This is a genomic window from Azospirillum palustre (genome assembly GCF_002573965.1).
GTDB classification, from domain to species: domain Bacteria; phylum Pseudomonadota; class Alphaproteobacteria; order Azospirillales; family Azospirillaceae; genus Azospirillum; species Azospirillum palustre.
In genome coordinates this window covers 1,085,830-1,104,720 of record NZ_PDKW01000043.1, presented here as the reverse complement: position 1 = coordinate 1,104,720, position 18,891 = coordinate 1,085,830, and the positions used below count along the sequence as shown (strand labels likewise).

Here is an 18,891-nt window from a genome sequence, read left to right as displayed (position 1 = left end):
AGGATGAGGAAGCGCCCATCTTCCAGGTCGCCGATTACGGCCTCGTCGCGGACCTCTTCAAGGCCGTGCCGGAGCTGCAACAGGCGCTGTGATCGAAGGGCCGGGCCTTCCTCCCGGGAGGCCTGGCCGCTTCACGCTTGCCGCGGCGGGCCGGCTGTTCTATCGCTGGCGGCACAGAAACCCGACAGCGGCAGGACGCCATGAGCATCGACGGCATCACCGGACTGGACCATCTGGTCATCGCGACCCGCGACCTGGACGCGGCGCGCGACGCTTACGCCCGGCTTGGCTTCACCGTGACGCCGCGCGGCCACCACACCCAGCTGAAATCCGCCAACCACACCATTCTGTTCCCGACCGGCACCTATCTGGAGTTGCTGGGCATCGAGGAACAAAGACCGGTCAACGCCCATTACTCGGCATTCCTGCGTCAGCGCGAGGGCATCGCCGCCATCGCGCTGAAGACGCCCGACGCCCGCGCCGCCGTCGGACCGCTGACAGCCGCCGGCTTCCCGGTGTCGGAGCCCGTCGATTTCGGCCGGCCGGTGGAGTTGCCGGGCGGCAGCCGTGACGCGACTTTCACCATCACCCAGATCGACCCGGCATCCACTCCGGCCGGCCGCGTCTTCCTGTGCCAGCATCACACGCCCGATCTGGTCTGGCGTCCCGACCAGCTGGAGCATGCCAACAGCGCCACCGGGTTGGAGGCACTGGTGATCGCCGCCGCCGATCCCGATGCGGTCGCCGCGGCCTATGCCGCACTGCTGGGCGGCACCGTCGCCCACCGCGGCTCCACCCGCGTGGTGGTGCCGGCCGGGTCCGGTGACGGTCAGGTGCCGGTGCTGGTCGCCACGCCCGACCGCCTGCATTGGGCCTGGACCGCCGATCCCGCCTTCGCCACGGCCACCTTGCCCTTCTTCGCCGGCTTCGTCGTGCGCGTCGCCGATCCGGTGAAGGCCCAGCAGGCGTTGCAGAAAAGCAAGTTCCCGACGGTGGTCGGAGAGGGCGTGATGCGGGTTGGATCGGGCAGCGCCTGCGGCGCCATGATCGCCTTCGCCCAGGACTTCGACCTCGACAGCCTGATACCCTGAAATTCGCGACGATTTGCGCCGAATTGGGCATAGGTCCCGCTGAATTGCTTGTGTAGTGTCCGCCGACAGTTGCGCCCGTGGATCGGGCGCGGACTGTGGAGATGCACATGACGACAGCGGGTCAGGCGATGGACGTGACGGGGGCTCCTGGGCAGGAGACCGGTTCCGTGCCGGCGGCGCCCGTCCCATCCTCCGAATCATCCTCCGTTCCCCCGCTTTTCGATGCCCTGCCCGTCGCCGCCCTGCTCCGCGAGCCCGACGGGCGGCTGCGCGGCAATCGCCGCTTTCTCGACCGCTACGGCAGCACCGACTCCTTCACCGCCAACCTTTCCGATGCCGTCCCCGGTGACGAGCGGGAAGTCAGCGTCCGGTCGGCCACCGGCGAATCCCACGACCTGCTGGTCCGCGTCGGCGGTCCGCCCTGGATCGCGACGGTGGAGGACGTCACCGAGCAGCGCCGCACCGCCCGCGGGCTGGAGCTGGCGACAGAGAAACTCGAAGAGGCCTGTCACACCGCGAAACTCGGTTACTGGGAGTATGGTATCCAATCCGGCGAGCTGGTGCTGAGCGACGCCGGGCTGGCGGTGCTGGGCCATGAGCGCGACCGCTTCGCCGGAGGGTTCGACGACCTGCTGGGCATCCTGCACCACGACGACCGGCCGCGCTTCGGCAACATGCTGGAGAGCGTGGTCGGCAACCCCCAGCGCGTTTATGTCGAATACCGCGTCCACGACCGCGACGGCCGGGTCCGCTATGTCTCCGCCTCCTGCGCACCACGGCTGGATGGGCAGCGGCGGCTGACCCACGTCTTCGGCGTGCTGATGGACAGCACCGAGCGGGCGGAGGCCGCTGCCCAGCTCGACGCCGCCAGGCAGCGGCTGGAAGAGGCCTACCGCACCGGCCATCTCGGCTATTGGGAATACGGCATCCACAGCGGCACGCTGGTGTGGAACCGCGAGGCCTTCGGCATCTACGGCCAGGATCCGGGCCGGTTCGAGCCGACCTTCGACAATCTGCTGGGCATCCTGCACCCCGATGACCGCATGTCCTTCGGCAACATGCTGGAAAGCGTGATCGGCAACTCGCGCCGCGTCTATGTCGAATACCGGGCGATCGATCCGGCGGGCGAGGTCCGCTACGTCTCCTCCTCCTGCGCGCCGCGCTTCGATCTGGACGGGCGCCTGACCCACCTGTTCGGCGTCATGCTGGACACCACGGAGCGGGCGCGGGCCGCCGACGCCCTGCGTGCGGCCAAGGACAGGGTTGAGCAGGCCTATCGCGAGTTGCAGGCCGCCCAGGACAGCCTGGTCCAGACCGAGAAGATGGCATCCCTCGGCCAGCTCGTCGCCGGCGTGGCGCACGAGGTGAACGGACCGGTCGGCGTGGCGCTGACGACCGCCTCCCACCTGCTGAGCCGGGCGGAAGACGTGAAGCGCCAGTTCGCCGCCAACGCCCTGACCCGCTCGGCCCTTGCCGGCTTTCTGGAGGTGGCGCAGGAGGCCGGGCAACTGCTGGTCGGCAACACCGAACGCATCGCCGCGCTGGTCCACATGTTCAAGCAGGTGGCGGCCGACCAGACCGGCGACGAGCGCCGCACCTTCTATCTGCGCGAATACACCGAGGACGTGCTGCTGAGCCTGCATACCCAGATCGGCTCCTCAGGCCACCGGGTGGAGCTGGCCTGTCCGGAGGCGCTGCAACTGGAAAGCTTCCCCGGCGCCTTCGCCCGCGTGCTGACCCATCTGGTGCGCAACTCTCTGACCCATGCCTTCCGGCCGGAGCAGAGCGGCCGGATCACCATCGACATCCATGCCGACAGCGACGACTGGATCGAGGTGGTTCACAGCGACGATGGGCAAGGAATCCTGGAAGCCGATCTGCCCCGGATCTTCGACCCCTTCTTCACCACCGCGCGCCATGCCGGCTGCGTCGGGCTGGGGCTGCACATCGCCTACAATCTGGCGACACAGACGCTCGGCGGCCAGTTGAGCGTCCGCAACGACCCCGGTCACGGCGCGGTCTTCACCCTGCGGGTGCCGCGGCAGGCACCGGACCGCGGCTGATCCCCGGCACCGACCCGCCACCGGTCAGGCGACGGTCTGGCGTTCGTTCCGCAGCGGTTCCAGCGCCTCGGCCACCGCGCGGCGCAGGTCGGCGGCGATCACCGGCTTGTGCATCACACGGAAATTGCCGGCCTCCGCCTCCTGCGCGCGGGCGGGAGCGGTATCGCCGGTGACGAGGATGCCCGGCAGGATGCGGCCCAAGGCCAGCCGCACCTCACGGATGGCCTCCGTTCCGGTGCGGCCGTCGCGCAGGCGGTAATCGGCGACGATCAGGTCGGGCGCCGGCCCGCGGTTGGCGAGGTCCAGGGCCTCGGCACAGGATTCGGCGGCCATGACGCCATAGCCCCACTCTGCCAGCATGGCCCGCAGCCCTTCACGGACGATCATGTCGTCCTCGATCACCAGCACCGTGGTGGCGAAGGCCGGACGGGGAGAGCACGGAGCGGGCGCCGGTTTCGCCGCCGGGGGATCGGCAACGGGAAGCTCGACCGCAAAGACCGAGCCTTCGCCGGGTGTCGACCGCACCGTCACCTGATGGCCCAGCATGACCGACAGCCGCCGCACCACCGCCAGCCCGAGCCCCAGCCCCTGGTCGCGGTTTCGGCTGGCGTTGCCGACCTGCACGAACTCCTGGAAGATGTCCTCCTGCTGGTCGGCGGGAATGCCGATGCCGGTGTCCCACACCTCGATGCGCAGCATGTGGCCGCGGCGGCGGCAGCCGATCAGGATGCGGCCCTTGTCGGTATAGCGCAGGGCGTTTTCCACCAGATTCTGCAGGATGCGGCCCAGCAGCATCGGGTCGCTGCGCACATGGATGCTGCTCGGCACGATGTGCAGGAGCAGCCCCTTCTGGACGGCGACCGGCCGGCTGTTGGCGGCGACGCGGTCCATCACCTCCGCCAGCGCAAAGACCTCGACCTCCGGCACCACCGCTCCCGCTTCCAGCCGGGAAACGTCCAGCAGCCCGTCGAGCAGCATCTTCAAGGCGCCGAGCGCCCGCTCCATCGTGCCCAGGACATTGCGGGTCATGGGGTCGCTGACACGGCTCGACAGCACCTCCATCAGCAGCATCAGCGACTGCACCGGCTGGCGCAAATCATGGCTGGCGGCGGCCAGGAACTTGGACTTGGCGACATTCGCCCGGTCGGCCTCCCGCCTCGCGTCGGTCAGCGCCGCCTGGGCACGCTTGTGCTCGGAGATGTCGCGGACGGTGGCGATCAGGCTGACCAGCCGGTTGTCGTGATCGCGGACCGGCGACGCGCTCAGTTCCAGGCAGCGCGACCCTTTCGGGTCCGCCCCCTCTTCGTCAGGGTCGGGCCGGGTCAGTTCCACACACGCATCGCGTCCGACGACGATGGCGTCGCGCAAGGGCTGCAAGGCCGCACGGTCCTTGGTCGCCCGCTCCAGCGCGGTCAGGGCGCCGCTGCCCATCAGGGCGGAAATCGGCGCCCCCAGCAGTTGTTCGAGCGCCGGATTGACATAGACGATGGGCATGCCCGGCTGGGTGGCGTCGGCGATCATGATGCCGTCGTTGCTCCAGGCCAGCGCCCTGTTGCGCACCCGCAGCGCCCGGTCGGTGTGCCGGCGCCATTGCAGCTCGACGATGAAGGCGATGACGAACAGCAGGATCACCACCGTGGTGGCGACCGCCCAGCCGATGTAGAGGCGGGCATTGTCGCGCCAGGGACCGAACACCGTCTCCACCGATTCGCCGACGATGGCGACCACCGGATAGTCGGGCGCCGAGCGGAAGGCGGTGATCCGTTCCACCCCGTCGACCGGACTTATCATGCGGATGTGGCCGACGGGATGCTGCCTGACCGCCTGCCACAGTTCGTTGTTGGTGGTTCCCCGCCCCGTAACGTTGCTGGCCCCTGCGTTGCGGGCGATGATGACGCCGTCGGTCCGCAGCAGCGTCGCCGCCCCGTCGGCCGGCAAACCGAGCACGCGGTAATAGCGGGCGAAGGATTCGACAGGAATGTCGGCGACCGCGATCCCCGCGAATGTGCTGTCGGCATTCTCCAGCCGGCGCGAAATCGGGATCAGCAGATCCTGCGTTTCGGACGATGCGTAGGGCATGCCGATCACCAGCCCGCGCGGCGCGGCGTCGCGGGCGATGCGGAACTCGTCACGGTCGGTGACGGACCCCTGGAAGGTGGCCCGCCCCCCGCCCATGGTCAGCAGCCCCGAGGCGTCATAGACACGAACCCCGACGACCAAGCCTTCTTCGAAGGCCCGCCGGGAATCCAGGCGCATGGAGCGGTTGCGCTCGGTGTTGGCGATGAGGTCCAGCAGCAGGTCGTCGACGCGGCGGAAGGTGGAAACCGCATGTTCCTCCACCAGACGGGCGACGACGGCGGTCTTCTCATGGGCAGTCAGGTCGAGCAGATGCTCTTCCCGATGAAGGCGGTCGAGCAGAATCCACCACAGGGCGGCGATGGCCAGCGCGACCGCCAGGGCGGGCAGGACCAGACGCCCGCCGAAACCGGAAAAAAGCCAGAGCGCCCGCTTCACGTATACCCCGAACGCAGTGGATCGTCCGCCGGCCGTGTCCATCGCCAGGAAAGCGGAGGGCCGGCGGCAGGCGGACGCAAGCATGCCGCAACGCAGATGCCGACGCAACGCCGTAACCGGCAAGGTGGCACCGGCGGACAGTTGCTCCACCCATGCAGACCGCCCTCACATTCCTTTCGTGCACAGCGTTCCAAGACACGCTCCAGCGCACGGGACCGCAGGAGCGAAGGGAGGGCGACGGCGTCGACCGCGCCGAAAAGCCGGCTTTGCCGCGCGGACGCCGCCGGCTATACCGCCGCGATGAGCTTCGCACGCGCCATCGCCACCGTCGGCGGACTGACCCTGCTGAGCCGGCTGGCCGGCTTCGCACGCGACATTTTGACCGCGGCGGTGCTGGGCGCCGGCCCGGTGGCCGACGCCTTCTTCGTCGCGCTGAAGCTGCCCAACCTGTTCCGCCGGCTGTTCGCGGAGGGCGCCTTCGGCGTCGCCTTCGTCCCACTGTTCGCCGCCGAGCTTCAGACACGCGGACGCAGCGCCGCCATCCGTTTCGCGGAAGAGGCGCTGGCGATGCTGCTGGCGATGCTGCTGCCTTTCACGCTGGCAGCCATCGTCGCCATGCCCTGGCTGATGCACGGTCTCGCCCCCGGCTTCGTCGACGAACCGGCCAAGTTCGCCCTGGCGGTGGATATGGCACGGCTGACCTTTCCCTATCTGGCGCTGATCTCGCTGGTGGCGCTGCTGGGCGGTGTGCTGAACGCGCTCGACCGTTTCGGGCCGTTCGCCGCGGCGCCCATCGCCTTCAACCTGACGCTGGTCGCCGCCCTGCTGGTCGCCCCGCGGCTGGGGCTGGAACCCGGCACCGCCATGGCGGCGGCGGTGACGCTGTCGGGGGTGGTTCAGGTCGCCTGGATGGCCTGGGCCTGCGCCAGGGCGGGGGTGGTGCTGACGCTGCACCCGCCGCGGATGACGGAGGGGATGCGGCGGCTGTTCCGGCTGATCGGGCCGGGCGCCATCGGTGCCGGGGTCATGCAGATCAACCTGTTCCTGAACATCGTGCTTGCCTCGCTGCTGCCGTCGGGAGCGGTGTCCTTCCTCTATTATGCCGACCGGTTGAACCAGATGCCGCTGGGCGTCATCGGCATTGCCATCGGCACTGCCCTTCTGCCGGTGCTGGCCCGCCATGTCGCCGCCGGGGACGAGCGGATGGTCCGCCATTACCTGAGCCGCGCGCTGGAGTTCAGCCTGCTGCTCGGCCTGCCGGCCGCGGTCGCGCTCGGCGTGGCGGGGACGCCCATCGTCGCCGTCCTGTTCCAGCGCGGCGCCTTCGGTCCGCAGGAGGCGCACGCCACCGCGATGGCGCTTGCCGCCTACGCCATCGGCATCCCGGCCTATGTGATCGTGAAGTCGCTGAACGCCGCGTTCTTCGCCCGCCACGACACGGTGACCCCGGTGCGCGTCGCCGTCATCGTGACGGTGGCGACCGCCCTGCTGGCGCTGCTGCTGATGCCCTGGCTGGGCCATGTCGGCATCGCGCTGTCCACCGGGCTGACGGCATGGCTGGATGTCGGGCTGCTGGTGGCGGCGATGCGCAAGCGCGGCCTGTTCGATCTGGACGACCGTCTGAAGCGCCGCGCTCCCCGGATCGCGGCGGCTGCGGCCGGCATGGGAGCGGCACTTCTGGCTGGCGGGCATGTGCTGACGCCCTGGCTGGACGCGCCCTCCACCGCAGTGCGGTTCGTGGCGCTGGCCTTGCTTGTCGCCGGTGGCGCCGCAGCGTTCGGCGCGCTGGCGACGCTGCTGGGCGGGGCCAGATTAGGAGACGTCAAAGGAATGCTGTCGAAGTCCCCTTCCCCGTCCTCTTCCCCACAAGGGGCAGAGGAGACGGCACGTCATGGCTAGCCCCTCTTGACGACGGTCATAGGCGGTCGTACAAGCGGATCAACGTGGTGATTTGGTCGACCGGCTTGCGGGCCACGTAAAACAACCCGCTAAAAAGGTCCGAGCCGCGTCCGCGCCTCGACCCGATCGGTCGGGGCTTTTTTTGTTTGCGGCCGGCCTTGCCCCACCGGCGATCATCAGGGGAGAGTCGCGGAATGTCGCGCACCGATCATCGCAATCCGAACGTCGCGGGGCTGCGCCCCCGCTCCAAGCTGGTCCATGGCGGCATCCGCCGCTCGCAGTTCGACGAAACCTGCGAGGCGCTGTACCAGACCTCAGGCTTCGTCTACGGCTCGGCGGAAGAGGCGGAGAACGCCTTCGCCAACGACGGCACGCGCCACGTCTATTCCCGCTTCCGCAACCCGACCTCGGCGATGTTCGAGGATCGGCTGGCCGAATATGAGGGGGCGGAATGGGCCTATGCCACCTCCAGCGGCATGGCCGCGGTGCATGGCGCCCTGATGAGCGGCCTGCGCACCGGCGACCGGGTGGTGGCGCCGCGGGCGCTCTTCATCTCCTGCTACTGGATCCTGAAGGAGCTGTGTAGCCGCTACGGCATCGAAACCGTGTTCGTCGACGGCACCAGTCTGGCCGAGTGGGAAGAGGCTCTGTCCAAGCCGGCCAAGGCGGTCTTCCTCGAAACCCCGTCCAACCCCGGGCTCGAGGTCGTCGATCTCCAGGCCGTCTGCGATCTCGCCCACAAGGCGGGTGCGGTGGTCGTGGTCGACAATGCCTTCGCCACGCCGGTGCTCCAGCGTCCGTTCGACTTCGGCGCCGACGTCATCATCTATTCGGCGACCAAGCACATCGACGGCCAGGGCCGCTGCCTGGGCGGCGTCATCCTGGCCAAGGACAGGAAATACGCCTCTGAGGTCATCCATCCCTTCCTGCGCAACACCGGCCCGACCATCTCCCCCTTCAATTCCTGGCTGCTGCTGAAGGGGATGGAGACGCTGGAGCTGCGCGTGCAGGCCCAGTCCGCGGCAGGGCTCCAGGTCGCGGAGTTCCTGGAAAGCCATCCGAAGGTGGCCCAGGTGCTGTACCCGCTGCTGCCCAGCCATCCGCAATACGATCTGGTGCGCAAGCAGATGACCGGTGGCGGCAACATGCTGTCGGTCTTCCTCAAGGGCGGCAAGACCGAGGCGTTCAACACGCTGAACGGCCTGCGCATGGTGATGATCTCCAACAATCTGGGCGATTCGAAGAGCCTGGTCACCCATCCCGCCACCACCACCCACTGCAAGCTGACGGACGAGGAGAAGATCGCCGCCCGGATCGAACCCGGCCTGCTGCGCCTGTCCGTTGGTCTAGAGGATCCCCAGGACATCATGGAAGATCTCGACCGCGCGCTCGCCGAGGCGTAAAGATCGTGCCGGAACTTATGCTGCAGTGCAGCGTTGACCCTGCAGTCAGGTTCCGGCAATGATTTCTAAGAGAGAGGCGACGCCCATGTCACGAGAGAATGCCGGCAACGGCCACCCCACCGACAGGCTGATGGCGGTGGCGGGCCAGATCACCAAGACCGGCCTTCGCGGTGGCGAAATGGGCGTCGCTGCGGCGCAGACCATCGGCTATCGCACCGCGATGATGACCGCGGCGCTGTCGAACCCCATCGACTTCGCCAATCCGGAATTCATCCGCATGGGTGCGGAGAAGGTGGAGGCGGCGGTGGAGGCCTTCCACGCCGTCGCCACCGGCATCGGCGAGTTCGGGCAGGCCTGGATCAGCATGATCGCCAAGCAGACCCAGGCAGCCGCCACCACCATCGGCGGCCTCGCCAGCTGCAAGAACCCGGTGGAGATCATCGATGTCCAGCAGCGCCTGCTGGCGGATGTCGTCGATGCCGGCATCCATGCCAACCTGCGCCTGATCGAGGCGACGGCCTCCCTCGCCGCCGCCGGCATGAACCCCGCCTACCGCAAGGTGCGCGCCAACGCCCGCCGCCTTGCCCGCGAACAGGCCTGACCGATCAAACCACGTCCGCGGGAGCAAGGCGGCAACAACTGCCGTCATGCTCCACCTGGATGGTGACGTGGCCGATGCCGAAGCGCTCCTTCAGCACCGTCGAGATTTCCAGCAGCAGCGCGTCGTCCTGATCCATGCCGGGACGGACAAGATGGGCGGTCAGAGCGGTTTCGGTCGTGCTGATCGGCCATATGTGCAGGTCATGCACGGCGGTGACGCCGGGCAGTCCGGCCAGATAGCGCTCCACCCCCGTCCGGTCGACGCCGTCCGGCACAGCGCCCATCGCCAAGCGCACCGAATCACGCAGCAATCCCCAGGTGCCGGCGACGATTACCAGGGCGATGAGGATGCTGGTCACCGGGTCCAGCCACAGCCAGCCGGTGAAGCGGATTGCCAGCGCCGCCACCACCACGCCCAGCGACACCGCTGCGTCGGCCGCCATGTGCAGATAGGCGCCGCGCAGATTGATGTCGTGCTTCTGCCCGCCCATGAACAGCCAGGCGGTCCAGCCATTGACGGCGATGCCGATCGTCGCCACCACCATCACCGTCGTTTCCCCGACCGGTTCCGGATCGGCAAGGCGGTTGACCGCCTCCAGCAGGATGGCGCCGACGGCGATCAGCAGGATCATGGCATTCAGCAGCGACGCCAGGATCGAGGCGTTGCCGAAGCCGTAAGTGTAGCGTCCCTGCGGAATCCGCCGCCCGAGCCACACCGCTCCCCAGGCCAGCAGCAGTCCCATCACGTCGCTGAGATTGTGCCCGGCGTCGGCGATCAGGGCGGTTGAGTTGGCGATCAGCCCATAGACCGCCTCCACCACCACGAAGCCGATGTTCAGCAGCGCCCCCAGGGCGAAGGAGCGGTCGTAGCGCACCGGCCCGTGGTGGTGTTGGTGGCCGGCATGGCCGTGATCGGATTGGTCATGCCCTGCATGATCGTGGTCGAGGTGGGTGGAACCGCCATGGGAATGGCCGTGCGGCATGGTGGTGGGTCTCGCCATCGGATTGTGCATCGCAGCGCACCGGACTCTGGGCGCACCGGTGTTGTTGGACAAGTGTGATATTGAGGACGCAGCGCGCCTCTTGCACCGATCCGTCGCGGCGCCTAGCTTCTCGCGCGGTCACTCACGATCAACAGTGAACGAAGGAAATGGTCATGAAGGCGCGCGTCACCTGGGTGGACGGCAAGATGTTCGTCGGCGAATCCGGCAGCGGCCATGCCGTGGTGATGGATGGCGCCGTGGAAGCCGGTGGCCGCAACGCCGGCATCCGGCCGATGGAAATGCTGCTGATCGGCATGGGCGGCTGCACCTGCTTCGACGTGGTGATGATCCTGGAGAAGGGCCGCCAGCAGATCACCGATTGCGTCGCCGCCATCGAGGCGGAGCGGGCGGACACCGATCCGAAGGTCTTCACCAAGATCCACGTCCACTTCACCGTGACCGGCCGCAAGCTGGACCCGGCGAAGGTCGAGCGCGCCATTGCCCTGTCGGCGGAAAAGTACTGCTCGGCCTCCATCATGCTGGGCCAGACCGCGACGATCACCCACGACTTCGAAGTGGTCGAGGCGCCGTAACAAGGCGGTTCCATAGCTTTTCAGTTGCATCCATATGCATGACACGCGAAGGATCGGACATCCGCTCCGAACCTTCGCGATCATCGCGTGCGCCCTTTCGTTATCGCCTCCCTTCTTTCAATGCTCACCTCCCCCGCTTTCGCCGGAGAGGCAAGCGTCAGCCTGTCCGACTGGGGCGGGATCGGGCTGTTGCAGATGCCGAACGCCCGGATGGCACCCGACGGGTCGATGAGCGGCGGGCTGACAGCGCTCGGCGATCTGCACCGCCATTACACGATCTCGGCCCAGCCGCTGCCCTGGCTGGAGGTCACCGGGCGCAACAGCGTCTATCCCGGCTATTACGGGCTCAGCGAACCCGGTCTCGACCTGAAGCTACGCCTGCGGCGTGAGGACGAGCATGGGCCGGCAATCGTGGTCGGCGGACGCGACGTCACCGGCTCGGGGCTGGATCTGCCGGGAAAGGGCCGTTTCGCCGGCGAATACGTCGCCCTGTCACGCCGCTGGTGGGATGTCGACCTGACGCTGGGCATGGGGTGGGGAACGCTGGGGGAAGCCGGCCAACTGCGCAACCCTCTGCGTTTCCTGGGCGGCCGGTTCCGCCGCGACCGCGATCCCTCCGCTTGGCCAACCGCCCGCGGCCCCAAGGCATGGTTCAGTGGCGAACGGGTGGCGCTGTTCGGCGGCGCGGAGTGGCACCTGCCGGTCGACGGTCTGAGCCTGAAGCTGGAATCCTCCGGTGACCGCTTCCGTGCCCAGCGGCAGGATGAACCGGGCTTCGATCCCGGCAGCCGCTACAGCCTCGGCCTGTCCTGGCGCCCCACCTCCTGGGCCGACCTGGGTGCAGCCTACGAGCAAGGACGCCGCCTGATGCTGCGGCTGTCGATCCGCTTCGATCCGGCGGTGGATGCCGACAAGCCCGACCGCTCTCCCCCGTCCATCGGCCCGCGCCCCTCGGCCGGATCGGCCTTGTCCGCCGATGCCATCGCCCTGGTGGCCCGCAGCCGGGGCCTGCCCGTCCGCTCTGCCCGGATCGAGGGGGAACTGGCGACCTTGTGGCTCGACCCGGCCGGGACCGGGCGGATGCCGGTGGCGCGCGAGGTCGGCGATGCCGCCCGCCTGCTCGCCGACCTCGCTCCGCCGGAAGTCGAGCGGCTCCGCATCGTCACCGGCGCCGCAGGTCTCGACGCGGCGGCCGTGACCCTGCTCCGCCGCGACCTGGAACGGGCCGCAAACCATCGCGGCAGCGCCGAGGAGATCTGGCAAACCACGCAACTCACGCAACTCGCCCCGGCGGCCGAACCGCCGCCCGACTGGCGCCCCTCCCTCGATCTCTCGACCCGGCTCGTCGCCACCTTCGATCTGGCGGAGCTGGGAACCCCATTGGCCCAACGCACCCACACGGACGTGATGCTGCGGGCGGAGCCGATGCGCGGGCTGGTGCTGGGCGGCGGGCTGCGCATCAACGCGCCGAGCGATCTGGAACTGTTGGACACCAATGCCCTGCCGGCGGCACAGCCCGTGCGCAGCGACCTGCCGCGCTACGCCGACCGCCAGATGTCGCTCGACCATGCCTATGGGGCATGGCTCGCCCGTCCGGCGGATGGGCTGACCATCCGGCTGTCCGCCGGCCATCTGGAGGAGATGTATGGCGGCATCGGTGCCGAGGCGCTGGTGCAACCGCTCACCGCCCGCTGGGCGCTGGGCCTCGACCTCAACCATGTGTGGAAGCGGCGGCCGGACAGCCTGCTCGGCTTCGACCGCACCGATGCCCGCGGCACCGGCCATGCCAGCGTCTATTGGGAGTCTCCGGGGGCCGATACCACGACCGCACTTCGGCTCGGCCGCTATCTCGGCGGCGACTGGGGCGGTACGGTGGAGGTGATGCGCCGCTTCGACGGCGGCATCGGCCTGACCGCCCATGCCACCTGGACCGAAGGGCCGGACGGGGCGCAAAGCCGGTTCGGCGGCAGGATGGACTGGGGGCTGGCGCTGGTGGTGCCTATCGCCGCATCGGGTTGGCTGCCGGTCGGCGGCACGGTGGAGACGGCAGTGCGTACGCTGGGCCGCGATGCCGGACAGCGCCTGCAACAGCCGTTGCCGCTCTACGATCTCCGTGTGCCGGGAGGCGTCGGCCGCCTCGCCGGCACATGGTCGCGGCTGCTCAACTGAATCAACGGATCGGCTTGCTGCCCGGCGTGACAACGGGAGCGGTGGCCGGCACCCTGGCCGGCGGCGTCGAGGAGTTGCGCGGGTCGAGCACCACCGTCGTCCACTGCCCCTGCGGGGTCATGGCGTTGGCGACATAGCGGTCCCCGTCCTTGCGAAAGTCGCGCACCGAGACATAGCCGGCGGCGCTGAGCTGGTTGAGCAGAGTCGTCTGTTGCAGCTCGACCGGCTTCTGACCCCGTCCGCGGCGCCCGGCAAGATCGGAGGTGGCTCCTCCAGCGGAGCCGGTCAGGCTGGAAATATCGCTGCCGGTGCTGCCTGAATGGTTCTGGCTGGAATAAGTGGAGTAGCCTTGCGAATAGGTCTGCTGCGCCATCGCCGCCGGAACCATCGCGACTGAGGCGGCCATTGCCGCCAGGATCAATCCGGTCTTCATCGGGTCCTCGCTCGTTGTCGTGCCCCATGGCCGGCGGATGCCGGGCCTCTCTGCAAGCGGAAACGCGCAGACAGCCCCGTTGTTGCATAAATGCCAGTCCGCACCAGCCCTGCGGCGCTTCGATACTCTGGCCGATCAGGTACAGGGAACATCGCGCCCACGGCGTTGTTCTGATCTTCGAATGCCGCCGCACCGGCTGTGCTTACCATCACCCGCCCCGACTTGCATGCCCAAGCAGAGGTCAGGATATGGAGACGACGGGACGGCGGATGCGGCCACGACTTGTCTCATGCGTGACGCCGGAAGTCCTTGGTGACTATTCGGCCGAGCGAGGGAGGGTATGATGCTCTATTGGGCTCTCGTTTTCTTCGTCATCGCGCTGATCGCCGGCGCGCTCGGGTTCGGTGGAATTGCGTCGGCCAGCTCCGGCATCGCGCAGATCCTGTTCTTCCTGTTCCTGGTCCTGTTCGCCATCAGCCTGATCATGGGTCTGGTCCGGCGACGCTAGGCAGGTTGCCAAACCGGCCGGCCTACGGTTCCGGCAGGACGGAACCTCTTTAGGGCCGGCCGGTTGATCGCAGTGTCTCCCGAGGCTGCAAGACTCTCTCTCCTCCAGAGATGCCGTCGGCGCCGATGTGCCCTGACTGCGTCCTGATCGTCCCCGCCTCCGGCGGCGTCCATACGGGCGCCGCCGTTCTTTTTTGTCTGTCCGTCTTCCGTCCGCGGCCGAAAGCGACAGGCAGGAGACGGACGGACATGGAAACGGGGCGCCCGGCCACCGGACGCCCCGCGGAAATCAGCATTTGCCGGCACCAGGCGAACACGTGCCCGCCACGATCGGGCGTCGGGCAATCAGGCGTCGGCGGCATCCGACGGGCTTTCCCCTTCCATCAGCAGGCGGAGGGCGCGGCGGCCGCGCGACAGGCGCGACTTCACCGTGCCTATGGAAATGCCCAGGATGTCGGCTGCCTCGTTGTAGGAAATCCCTTCCAGCCCGATCAGCAGAACCACCTCGCGCTGCTCGTTCGGCAGCAGGGCCAGCGCCCGGCGGAGATCGCGCAGTTCCATCCGCACGAACTGCGATCCGGGAGCGGCACCGATGGCGGCCTGCGCCTCGGCGTCGATGTCGACGACCGGCTGGCGGCGGCGCACACCGTTGATGTGCAGGTTGCGCAGGATGGTGAACAGCCAGGCCCGCAGGTTGGTGCCGGGGCGCCACAGATGCAGACGCGACAGGGCGCGCTCAAGACACTCCTGCACCAGATCGTCGGCCAGAGTGGCGTCGCGCACCATCGCACGGGCAAAACGGCGCAGGCGTGGGATTTCCTCTTCGATCTGGCGGATCACCGCCGGGTCGGGCGGTGCGTTGGGATCGGGGTGGAAGTCGTCCTCCGCAGCGGCCTGGGCAACCGTGTCGGCGGCGTCGGTAAGATCGGCATCGGTATCGACATCGGCCGGGGCTTCGTCGATTTCGGTGCTGGCTTCGGCCATCTTGGCCTCCGCATGGGCAGTCAAATGGGTCTCCATCCCGGCATCGGCGGTGTTTTGGTCAAGATACGTCGGCAGGTGGTCCGAACGGGTCCGGCCAACGGCCTCGACGCCGAAGGGCACCGGCTCGACCGGGATGCGCTGTCGGTGGCTCAAGGTGGTCGCGACGTGGTTCGCCATCGGTAAAACGATGCCTCCTTCAATGCCGTTCGCCACGGCGGCTCTCCGCGTCTTGGTGCGGATGGCTTTGCCGGGGCCTCCGGCGCGACGGCCCCGGACAATGGAGAGTCTCCCTCGTCCGGGGCCGTCGAATTCGCAGCCGATTATCTGGCCCGATCCGTACTTAATGAGCGCACAAAGGAGCTGCCAGTTGGGAAAAAGGCTAATGGGTCATACAATGGAGACAATTAACCCCTAGAGTACCCCTGCTATTCCACACCAATCACCGTTCGGGCATTGGCTTAAAACATGGTCGTTCGTTATTTCTCCAACTCGATTGGAGGACGCATGACCAACGCGAAAAGAAAAAGACCGACCGACACCAGTCGATCGGCCTATGTATTTTTTATTGGCGGCGCCACATCAACCTCTTGCGGTGATGTATTTTCCGGCAGCCGGCCATCCGTTTCGGCTTATGCCGCCATGCCTGGCACCCGGCCAGTTGGGTGCGGCAGCGTCCTCCCTGAAAACTCTGCTTCCGACCTTTTGATGGTCTCCGAAATCTCGAAGAAAATCATACAGGGGGGTCCGGTGGAAGACCACACGAACCTTTGCGGTACACCGTCCGCGTTGCGCATGTCGTCAACCTCGCAGGGCAACACCCAACGGCGAACCCGCGGTGCGCGCCTGTCGGCGTTTGCCGCGGCGGCACTCCTGCCTTGCCTGCTGGCCTCGGCACCGGCCAGCGCCGGCATTGCAGAGAAGACCGTCGCCGCGCTGGAGGCGTTGGCCAACAAGGGCAGCGCCCGCGCCCAGTATGAACTGGCACAGCATTACGAACGTGCCGACGGGGTGAAGGCCGATCCGCGGCTGGCCTTATCCCTCTATTGCCGGGCTGCCCGCCAGGATTATTCCGACGCCGCGCTGATGGCCGGGCGCATGCACATGGCCGGTTTGGGCGGCGTATCCAAGGACGCCGACCTCGGCCGTGCCTGGCTGCGCAAGGCCGCAGCTTTGGGCAACGAGCAGGCGGAGCGTCTGGTCGGCAGCGCCGGGGGAACGGTGAAGACGCCGGACCGCTGCGAGCCGCCCAACCTGCGCTGGGGCATTATCCGCAAGCCGCCGGCGGAAATCCGCGCCATGGTTCAGAAGATGGCGCCGACCTACGGCCTCGATCCAGATCTGGTGCTCGCCGTCATCGCGGTGGAATCCGGCTATCGCGTCGATGTCGTCTCCAACAAGAACGCCCAGGGGCTGATGCAGCTGATCCCGGAGACGGCAGAGCGTTTCGGCGTATCCGACCCGTTCAATGCGGAACAGAATATGCGCGGCGGCATGAAGTACCTGCGCTGGCTGCTGGCCTACTTCAACGGCAACGTCGCCTATGCGCTGGCGGGCTACAACGCCGGCGAGGGCGCCGTGCTGCAATACAAGGGCATCCCGCCCTACCGCGAGACGCAGGATTACGTGACCAAGATCCGCGGGATCTACGCACAGACCTATCATCCGTTCAACCGTGACATCGTGCAGTCGGCCGGCCTCGTCAGCAGCGCGCGAGAGGAAGTGGCCGAACTGTCGCTTTCGACCAAAGCGCGCAGCGGCGGAAAACGATGAGAACGGGAGATTGCGACTCGGAAAAATGCGACTCGGGCGACTCGGGCGGCGCTTGGTTAACACTTTGGTTATAAAATGACGATTACCCTCGGGGAACGACGGATTTCGCAAGCGCTGGCGCCCTTCGGGACGCCTTCCCGCGTCACCCGCCAGTGTCTCACCCGCAACGTTTCATCCGAACGTTTCCCGAGGACCTGCCCGATGCCCATGGCCGCCGACGTCGACACCATCGAACGCACCTCCATCGTCGCCTACACGCTGCTGAACGAGCTTCATGAAGTCCTGGCCCTGCCCAAGGCTCCGGACGACGTCACGCTGGGCATTCTGATGGGCATGGCGATGTTCCTCGACGACAAGGTTGGCCCGATGCGCGCCAAGCGCCTGATGGCCGAGGCGCCGACCATCGTGCTGAAGACGGATGCCCACGTCACCGCCGACCAGACCCAGCGGATCATGCCGGTCCTGCGCGCCTTCGGCGATCACCTGAAGGAACTGCGCATGAAGGCGGAACGTCCGGTCACCGGCACCGTCGGCTGAGCGCAACAGCCTCCCCGCTTGTTTCTTCGACAACGTAGACCCGGCGCCCGCCTCGGCGCCGGGTCCGTTGCGTTCATGGATTGTCAGGCTGCTTGACCATCGGGTGAAATGGGCGGAAGCTTCGCGCCCATGGACTGGTTCACCGGGATCAGCATCGTCGCCATTGCGGCCGGCGTGACCATCAGCCTTGTCGTGCTGGTGGCCGTCGGATCGATCCGCCGCAGCCAGAACGAGGCGGCGGCCCGCCAGTCCCAGCAAATCCGCAAGCTGACGGAGACGGTGGCGACCCTGTCCCAGCAGCAGCAGGCGGCGCAGACCCGCATCCAACAATTGACCGACGCCAACCGCAAGCTGTCCGACGAGCTGTCGGCCCTGGGCGAGCGGCTGAGCGATGCCGACACGGTCCAGCGCGTGGCCGGCACGGCGAGGCTTCTCCATTGACCGCAACCGCCCGTCCCGACACCGCACCTGCGGATGCCGCCTCAACCGATGCTGCGCCGCCCGATGGCGCCATGCCCGACGCCGGCCGCGAGCGCGACCGCTGGGCCGCCAGCGCCGACGCCTGGGACCGCTGGGCCGATCCGATGGCCGATCTGGCCGACAAGCTGAACCGCCCGCTTCTCGACGCGGCAGGGCTGGTCGAGGGCTGCCGCCTACTCGACCTTGCATCCGGCGCGGGGGAGCCCGCCCTGAGTGCCGCGCGCCGGGCCGGGCCGGACGGGCTGGTGGTCGGGAGCGATCTGGTCCCCGGCATGATGGCCGGTGCCGTCCGCCGCGCCCGGAGCGTGGAGGGGCCTGCTCCCGCCTTCACCGCCGCCGACATGACCGCCCTGCCCTTCGCCGATGCCGCTTTCGACGGGGTGACCTGCCGCTTCGGCATCATGTTCGTGCCGGCGGTGGAAACCGCCCTGCGCGAGGTGCGGCGTGTCCTGCGTCCCGGCGGCAAGGCCGCCTTCATGGTGTGGGGATCGCGCGCCGGGAATGGCCTGTTCGCGGAGATCGGCGATGCGGTGGCCGACCATCTCGGCGAGGATGGCAGCCTGGATCCGCTGTTCCGCTTCGCGCCACCGGAACTTCTGTCCGACCTGATGCGCGCCGTTGGCTTCGCGGAGACATCGGAAACCGACCTGACCCCGGTCCGCAAGGCGCCGGCCGGCCAGCCCTTCTGGCATGCCGCCCTCGACATGAGCTTCGGCCATAGGCTCGGCGGATTGACTGCGGAACAGCGAAAGGCGCTGGAGGCCGACATCGCCCGGCGGTTCGACGCCAGGGCGGTGGACGGCATCGTGCCGGTGCCGTCGCATGCCAGGATCGTGGTCGGGGTGGCGGGTTAGCGCCGCCCCAC

The 18,891-nt window shown here is 67.8% G+C and carries 16 protein-coding genes and 1 riboswitch; of the genes, 12 read left to right on the top strand and 4 right to left on the bottom strand.

Annotated elements, in window-relative coordinates; all coding sequences use genetic code 11:
• Positions 1–200 precede the first annotated feature (200 nt).
• Together CRT60_RS27545 and CRT60_RS27540 are read left to right on the top strand one after the other, a co-directional pair.
• Positions 201–1,091: a VOC family protein gene (locus CRT60_RS27545; protein WP_098739676.1), complete on the top strand. Its 891-nt coding sequence runs from the start codon at positions 201–203 to the stop codon at positions 1,089–1,091.
• 107 nt (positions 1,092–1,198) lie between these two features.
• A complete protein-coding gene (locus CRT60_RS27540; RefSeq protein WP_244592794.1) occupies positions 1,199–3,154 on the top strand; it encodes a PAS domain-containing sensor histidine kinase in 1,956 nt (651 codons plus the stop codon).
• A gap of 24 nt (positions 3,155–3,178) precedes the next feature.
• Here the strand turns inward: CRT60_RS27540 and CRT60_RS27535 are convergent, their stop codons facing one another.
• Positions 3,179–5,668, bottom strand: a complete 2,490-nt coding sequence (locus tag CRT60_RS27535; RefSeq protein WP_244592793.1) for a hybrid sensor histidine kinase/response regulator — start codon at positions 5,666–5,668, stop codon at positions 3,179–3,181.
• Between the two features lie 300 nt (positions 5,669–5,968).
• Between CRT60_RS27535 and murJ the strand changes: the two genes are divergently transcribed.
• The 3 genes from murJ to CRT60_RS27520 all read left to right on the top strand — a co-directional run bounded on the left by murJ (position 5,969) and on the right by CRT60_RS27520 (position 9,571).
• Positions 5,969–7,567: a murein biosynthesis integral membrane protein MurJ gene (gene murJ / locus CRT60_RS27530; RefSeq protein ID WP_098739674.1), complete on the top strand. Its 1,599-nt coding sequence runs from the start codon at positions 5,969–5,971 to the stop codon at positions 7,565–7,567.
• A 34-nt stretch (positions 7,568–7,601) separates the two neighbouring features.
• Positions 7,602–7,681: riboswitch (SAM riboswitch) on the top strand.
• 80 nt (positions 7,682–7,761) lie between these two features.
• Positions 7,762–8,970, top strand: coding sequence for an O-succinylhomoserine sulfhydrylase (metZ, locus tag CRT60_RS27525; RefSeq protein WP_098739673.1), 1,209 nt, complete (start codon positions 7,762–7,764; stop codon positions 8,968–8,970).
• 85 nt (positions 8,971–9,055) lie between these two features.
• Positions 9,056–9,571, top strand: coding sequence for a phasin family protein (locus CRT60_RS27520; protein ID WP_098739672.1), 516 nt, complete (start codon positions 9,056–9,058; stop codon positions 9,569–9,571).
• A gap of 4 nt (positions 9,572–9,575) precedes the next feature.
• Here CRT60_RS27520 and CRT60_RS27515 read toward each other — a convergent pair whose 3' ends face one another.
• Positions 9,576–10,571 (bottom strand): cation diffusion facilitator family transporter, encoded by a 996-nt coding sequence (locus CRT60_RS27515; RefSeq protein WP_244592792.1) that lies wholly within the window; start codon positions 10,569–10,571, stop codon positions 9,576–9,578.
• A 155-nt stretch (positions 10,572–10,726) separates the two neighbouring features.
• On the opposite strand from CRT60_RS27515, the gene CRT60_RS27510 reads away from it, so the two are divergent.
• Both CRT60_RS27510 and CRT60_RS27505 read left to right on the top strand, forming a co-directional pair.
• A complete protein-coding gene (locus CRT60_RS27510) occupies positions 10,727–11,146 on the top strand; it encodes an OsmC family protein (RefSeq protein ID WP_098741061.1) in 420 nt (139 codons plus the stop codon).
• Between the two features lie 87 nt (positions 11,147–11,233).
• The gene (locus CRT60_RS27505; protein WP_244592791.1) at positions 11,234–13,315 is read left to right on the top strand and encodes a YjbH domain-containing protein; all 2,082 of its coding nucleotides are present in this window, start codon (positions 11,234–11,236) and stop codon (positions 13,313–13,315) included.
• 1 nt (position 13,316) lies between these two features.
• On the opposite strand, the gene CRT60_RS27500 is transcribed toward CRT60_RS27505, so the two are convergent.
• A complete protein-coding gene (locus tag CRT60_RS27500; protein WP_098739669.1) occupies positions 13,317–13,748 on the bottom strand; it encodes a PepSY domain-containing protein in 432 nt (143 codons plus the stop codon).
• Positions 13,749–14,091: 343 nt separating this feature from the next.
• Here CRT60_RS27500 and CRT60_RS27495 point away from each other — a divergent pair, with 343 nt between their 5' ends.
• Positions 14,092–14,256 (top strand): DUF1328 domain-containing protein, encoded by a 165-nt coding sequence (locus CRT60_RS27495; protein ID WP_042689062.1) that lies wholly within the window; start codon positions 14,092–14,094, stop codon positions 14,254–14,256.
• 344 nt (positions 14,257–14,600) lie between these two features.
• Here the strand turns inward: CRT60_RS27495 and CRT60_RS37240 are convergent, their stop codons facing one another.
• A complete protein-coding gene (locus CRT60_RS37240; RefSeq protein WP_244592790.1) occupies positions 14,601–15,416 on the bottom strand; it encodes an RNA polymerase sigma factor in 816 nt (271 codons plus the stop codon).
• Positions 15,417–15,743: 327 nt separating this feature from the next.
• Between CRT60_RS37240 and CRT60_RS27485 the strand changes: the two genes are divergently transcribed.
• From CRT60_RS27485 to CRT60_RS27470, 4 genes are all read left to right on the top strand, one after another.
• Positions 15,744–17,009 carry a lytic transglycosylase domain-containing protein gene (locus CRT60_RS27485; RefSeq protein WP_244592789.1) on the top strand — a complete coding sequence of 422 codons (1,266 nt, stop codon included), beginning with the start codon at positions 15,744–15,746 and terminating at the stop codon, positions 17,007–17,009.
• 201 nt (positions 17,010–17,210) lie between these two features.
• On the top strand, positions 17,211–17,546 hold the full coding sequence (locus CRT60_RS27480; protein WP_098739668.1) for a hypothetical protein: 336 nt from the start codon (positions 17,211–17,213) through the stop codon (positions 17,544–17,546).
• 129 nt (positions 17,547–17,675) lie between these two features.
• Complete coding sequence (locus CRT60_RS27475; RefSeq protein ID WP_098739667.1) at positions 17,676–17,987, top strand: hypothetical protein; 312 nt, start codon at positions 17,676–17,678, stop codon at positions 17,985–17,987.
• Positions 17,984–18,880: a methyltransferase domain-containing protein gene (locus tag CRT60_RS27470; protein WP_244592788.1), complete on the top strand. Its 897-nt coding sequence runs from the start codon at positions 17,984–17,986 to the stop codon at positions 18,878–18,880. Before CRT60_RS27475 ends, CRT60_RS27470 begins: the two co-directional genes overlap by 4 nt.
• Positions 18,881–18,891 lie beyond the last annotated feature (11 nt).

What these genes read in the sequence shown, in the direction of transcription:
- CRT60_RS27540 (WP_244592794.1), top strand. Translation starts at nt 1,199, where the DNA reads ATGACGACAGCGGGTCAGGCGATGGACGTGACGGGGGCTCCTGGGCAG.
- CRT60_RS27520 (WP_098739672.1), top strand. Translation starts at nt 9,056, where the DNA reads ATGTCACGAGAGAATGCCGGCAACGGCCACCCCACCGACAGGCTGATG.
- CRT60_RS27500 (WP_098739669.1), bottom strand. Translation starts at nt 13,748, where the DNA reads ATGAAGACCGGATTGATCCTGGCGGCAATGGCCGCCTCAGTCGCGATG.
- CRT60_RS27475 (WP_098739667.1), top strand. Translation starts at nt 17,676, where the DNA reads ATGGACTGGTTCACCGGGATCAGCATCGTCGCCATTGCGGCCGGCGTG.
- murJ (WP_098739674.1), top strand. Translation starts at nt 5,969, where the DNA reads ATGAGCTTCGCACGCGCCATCGCCACCGTCGGCGGACTGACCCTGCTG.
- CRT60_RS27480 (WP_098739668.1), top strand. Translation starts at nt 17,211, where the DNA reads ATGCCCATGGCCGCCGACGTCGACACCATCGAACGCACCTCCATCGTC.
- CRT60_RS37240 (WP_244592790.1), bottom strand. Translation starts at nt 15,416, where the DNA reads ATGGCGAACCACGTCGCGACCACCTTGAGCCACCGACAGCGCATCCCG.
- CRT60_RS27545 (WP_098739676.1), top strand. Translation starts at nt 201, where the DNA reads ATGAGCATCGACGGCATCACCGGACTGGACCATCTGGTCATCGCGACC.
- CRT60_RS27510 (WP_098741061.1), top strand. Translation starts at nt 10,727, where the DNA reads ATGAAGGCGCGCGTCACCTGGGTGGACGGCAAGATGTTCGTCGGCGAA.
- CRT60_RS27485 (WP_244592789.1), top strand. Translation starts at nt 15,744, where the DNA reads ATGACCAACGCGAAAAGAAAAAGACCGACCGACACCAGTCGATCGGCC.
- metZ (WP_098739673.1), top strand. Translation starts at nt 7,762, where the DNA reads ATGTCGCGCACCGATCATCGCAATCCGAACGTCGCGGGGCTGCGCCCC.
- CRT60_RS27515 (WP_244592792.1), bottom strand. Translation starts at nt 10,571, where the DNA reads ATGGCGAGACCCACCACCATGCCGCACGGCCATTCCCATGGCGGTTCC.
- CRT60_RS27495 (WP_042689062.1), top strand. Translation starts at nt 14,092, where the DNA reads ATGCTCTATTGGGCTCTCGTTTTCTTCGTCATCGCGCTGATCGCCGGC.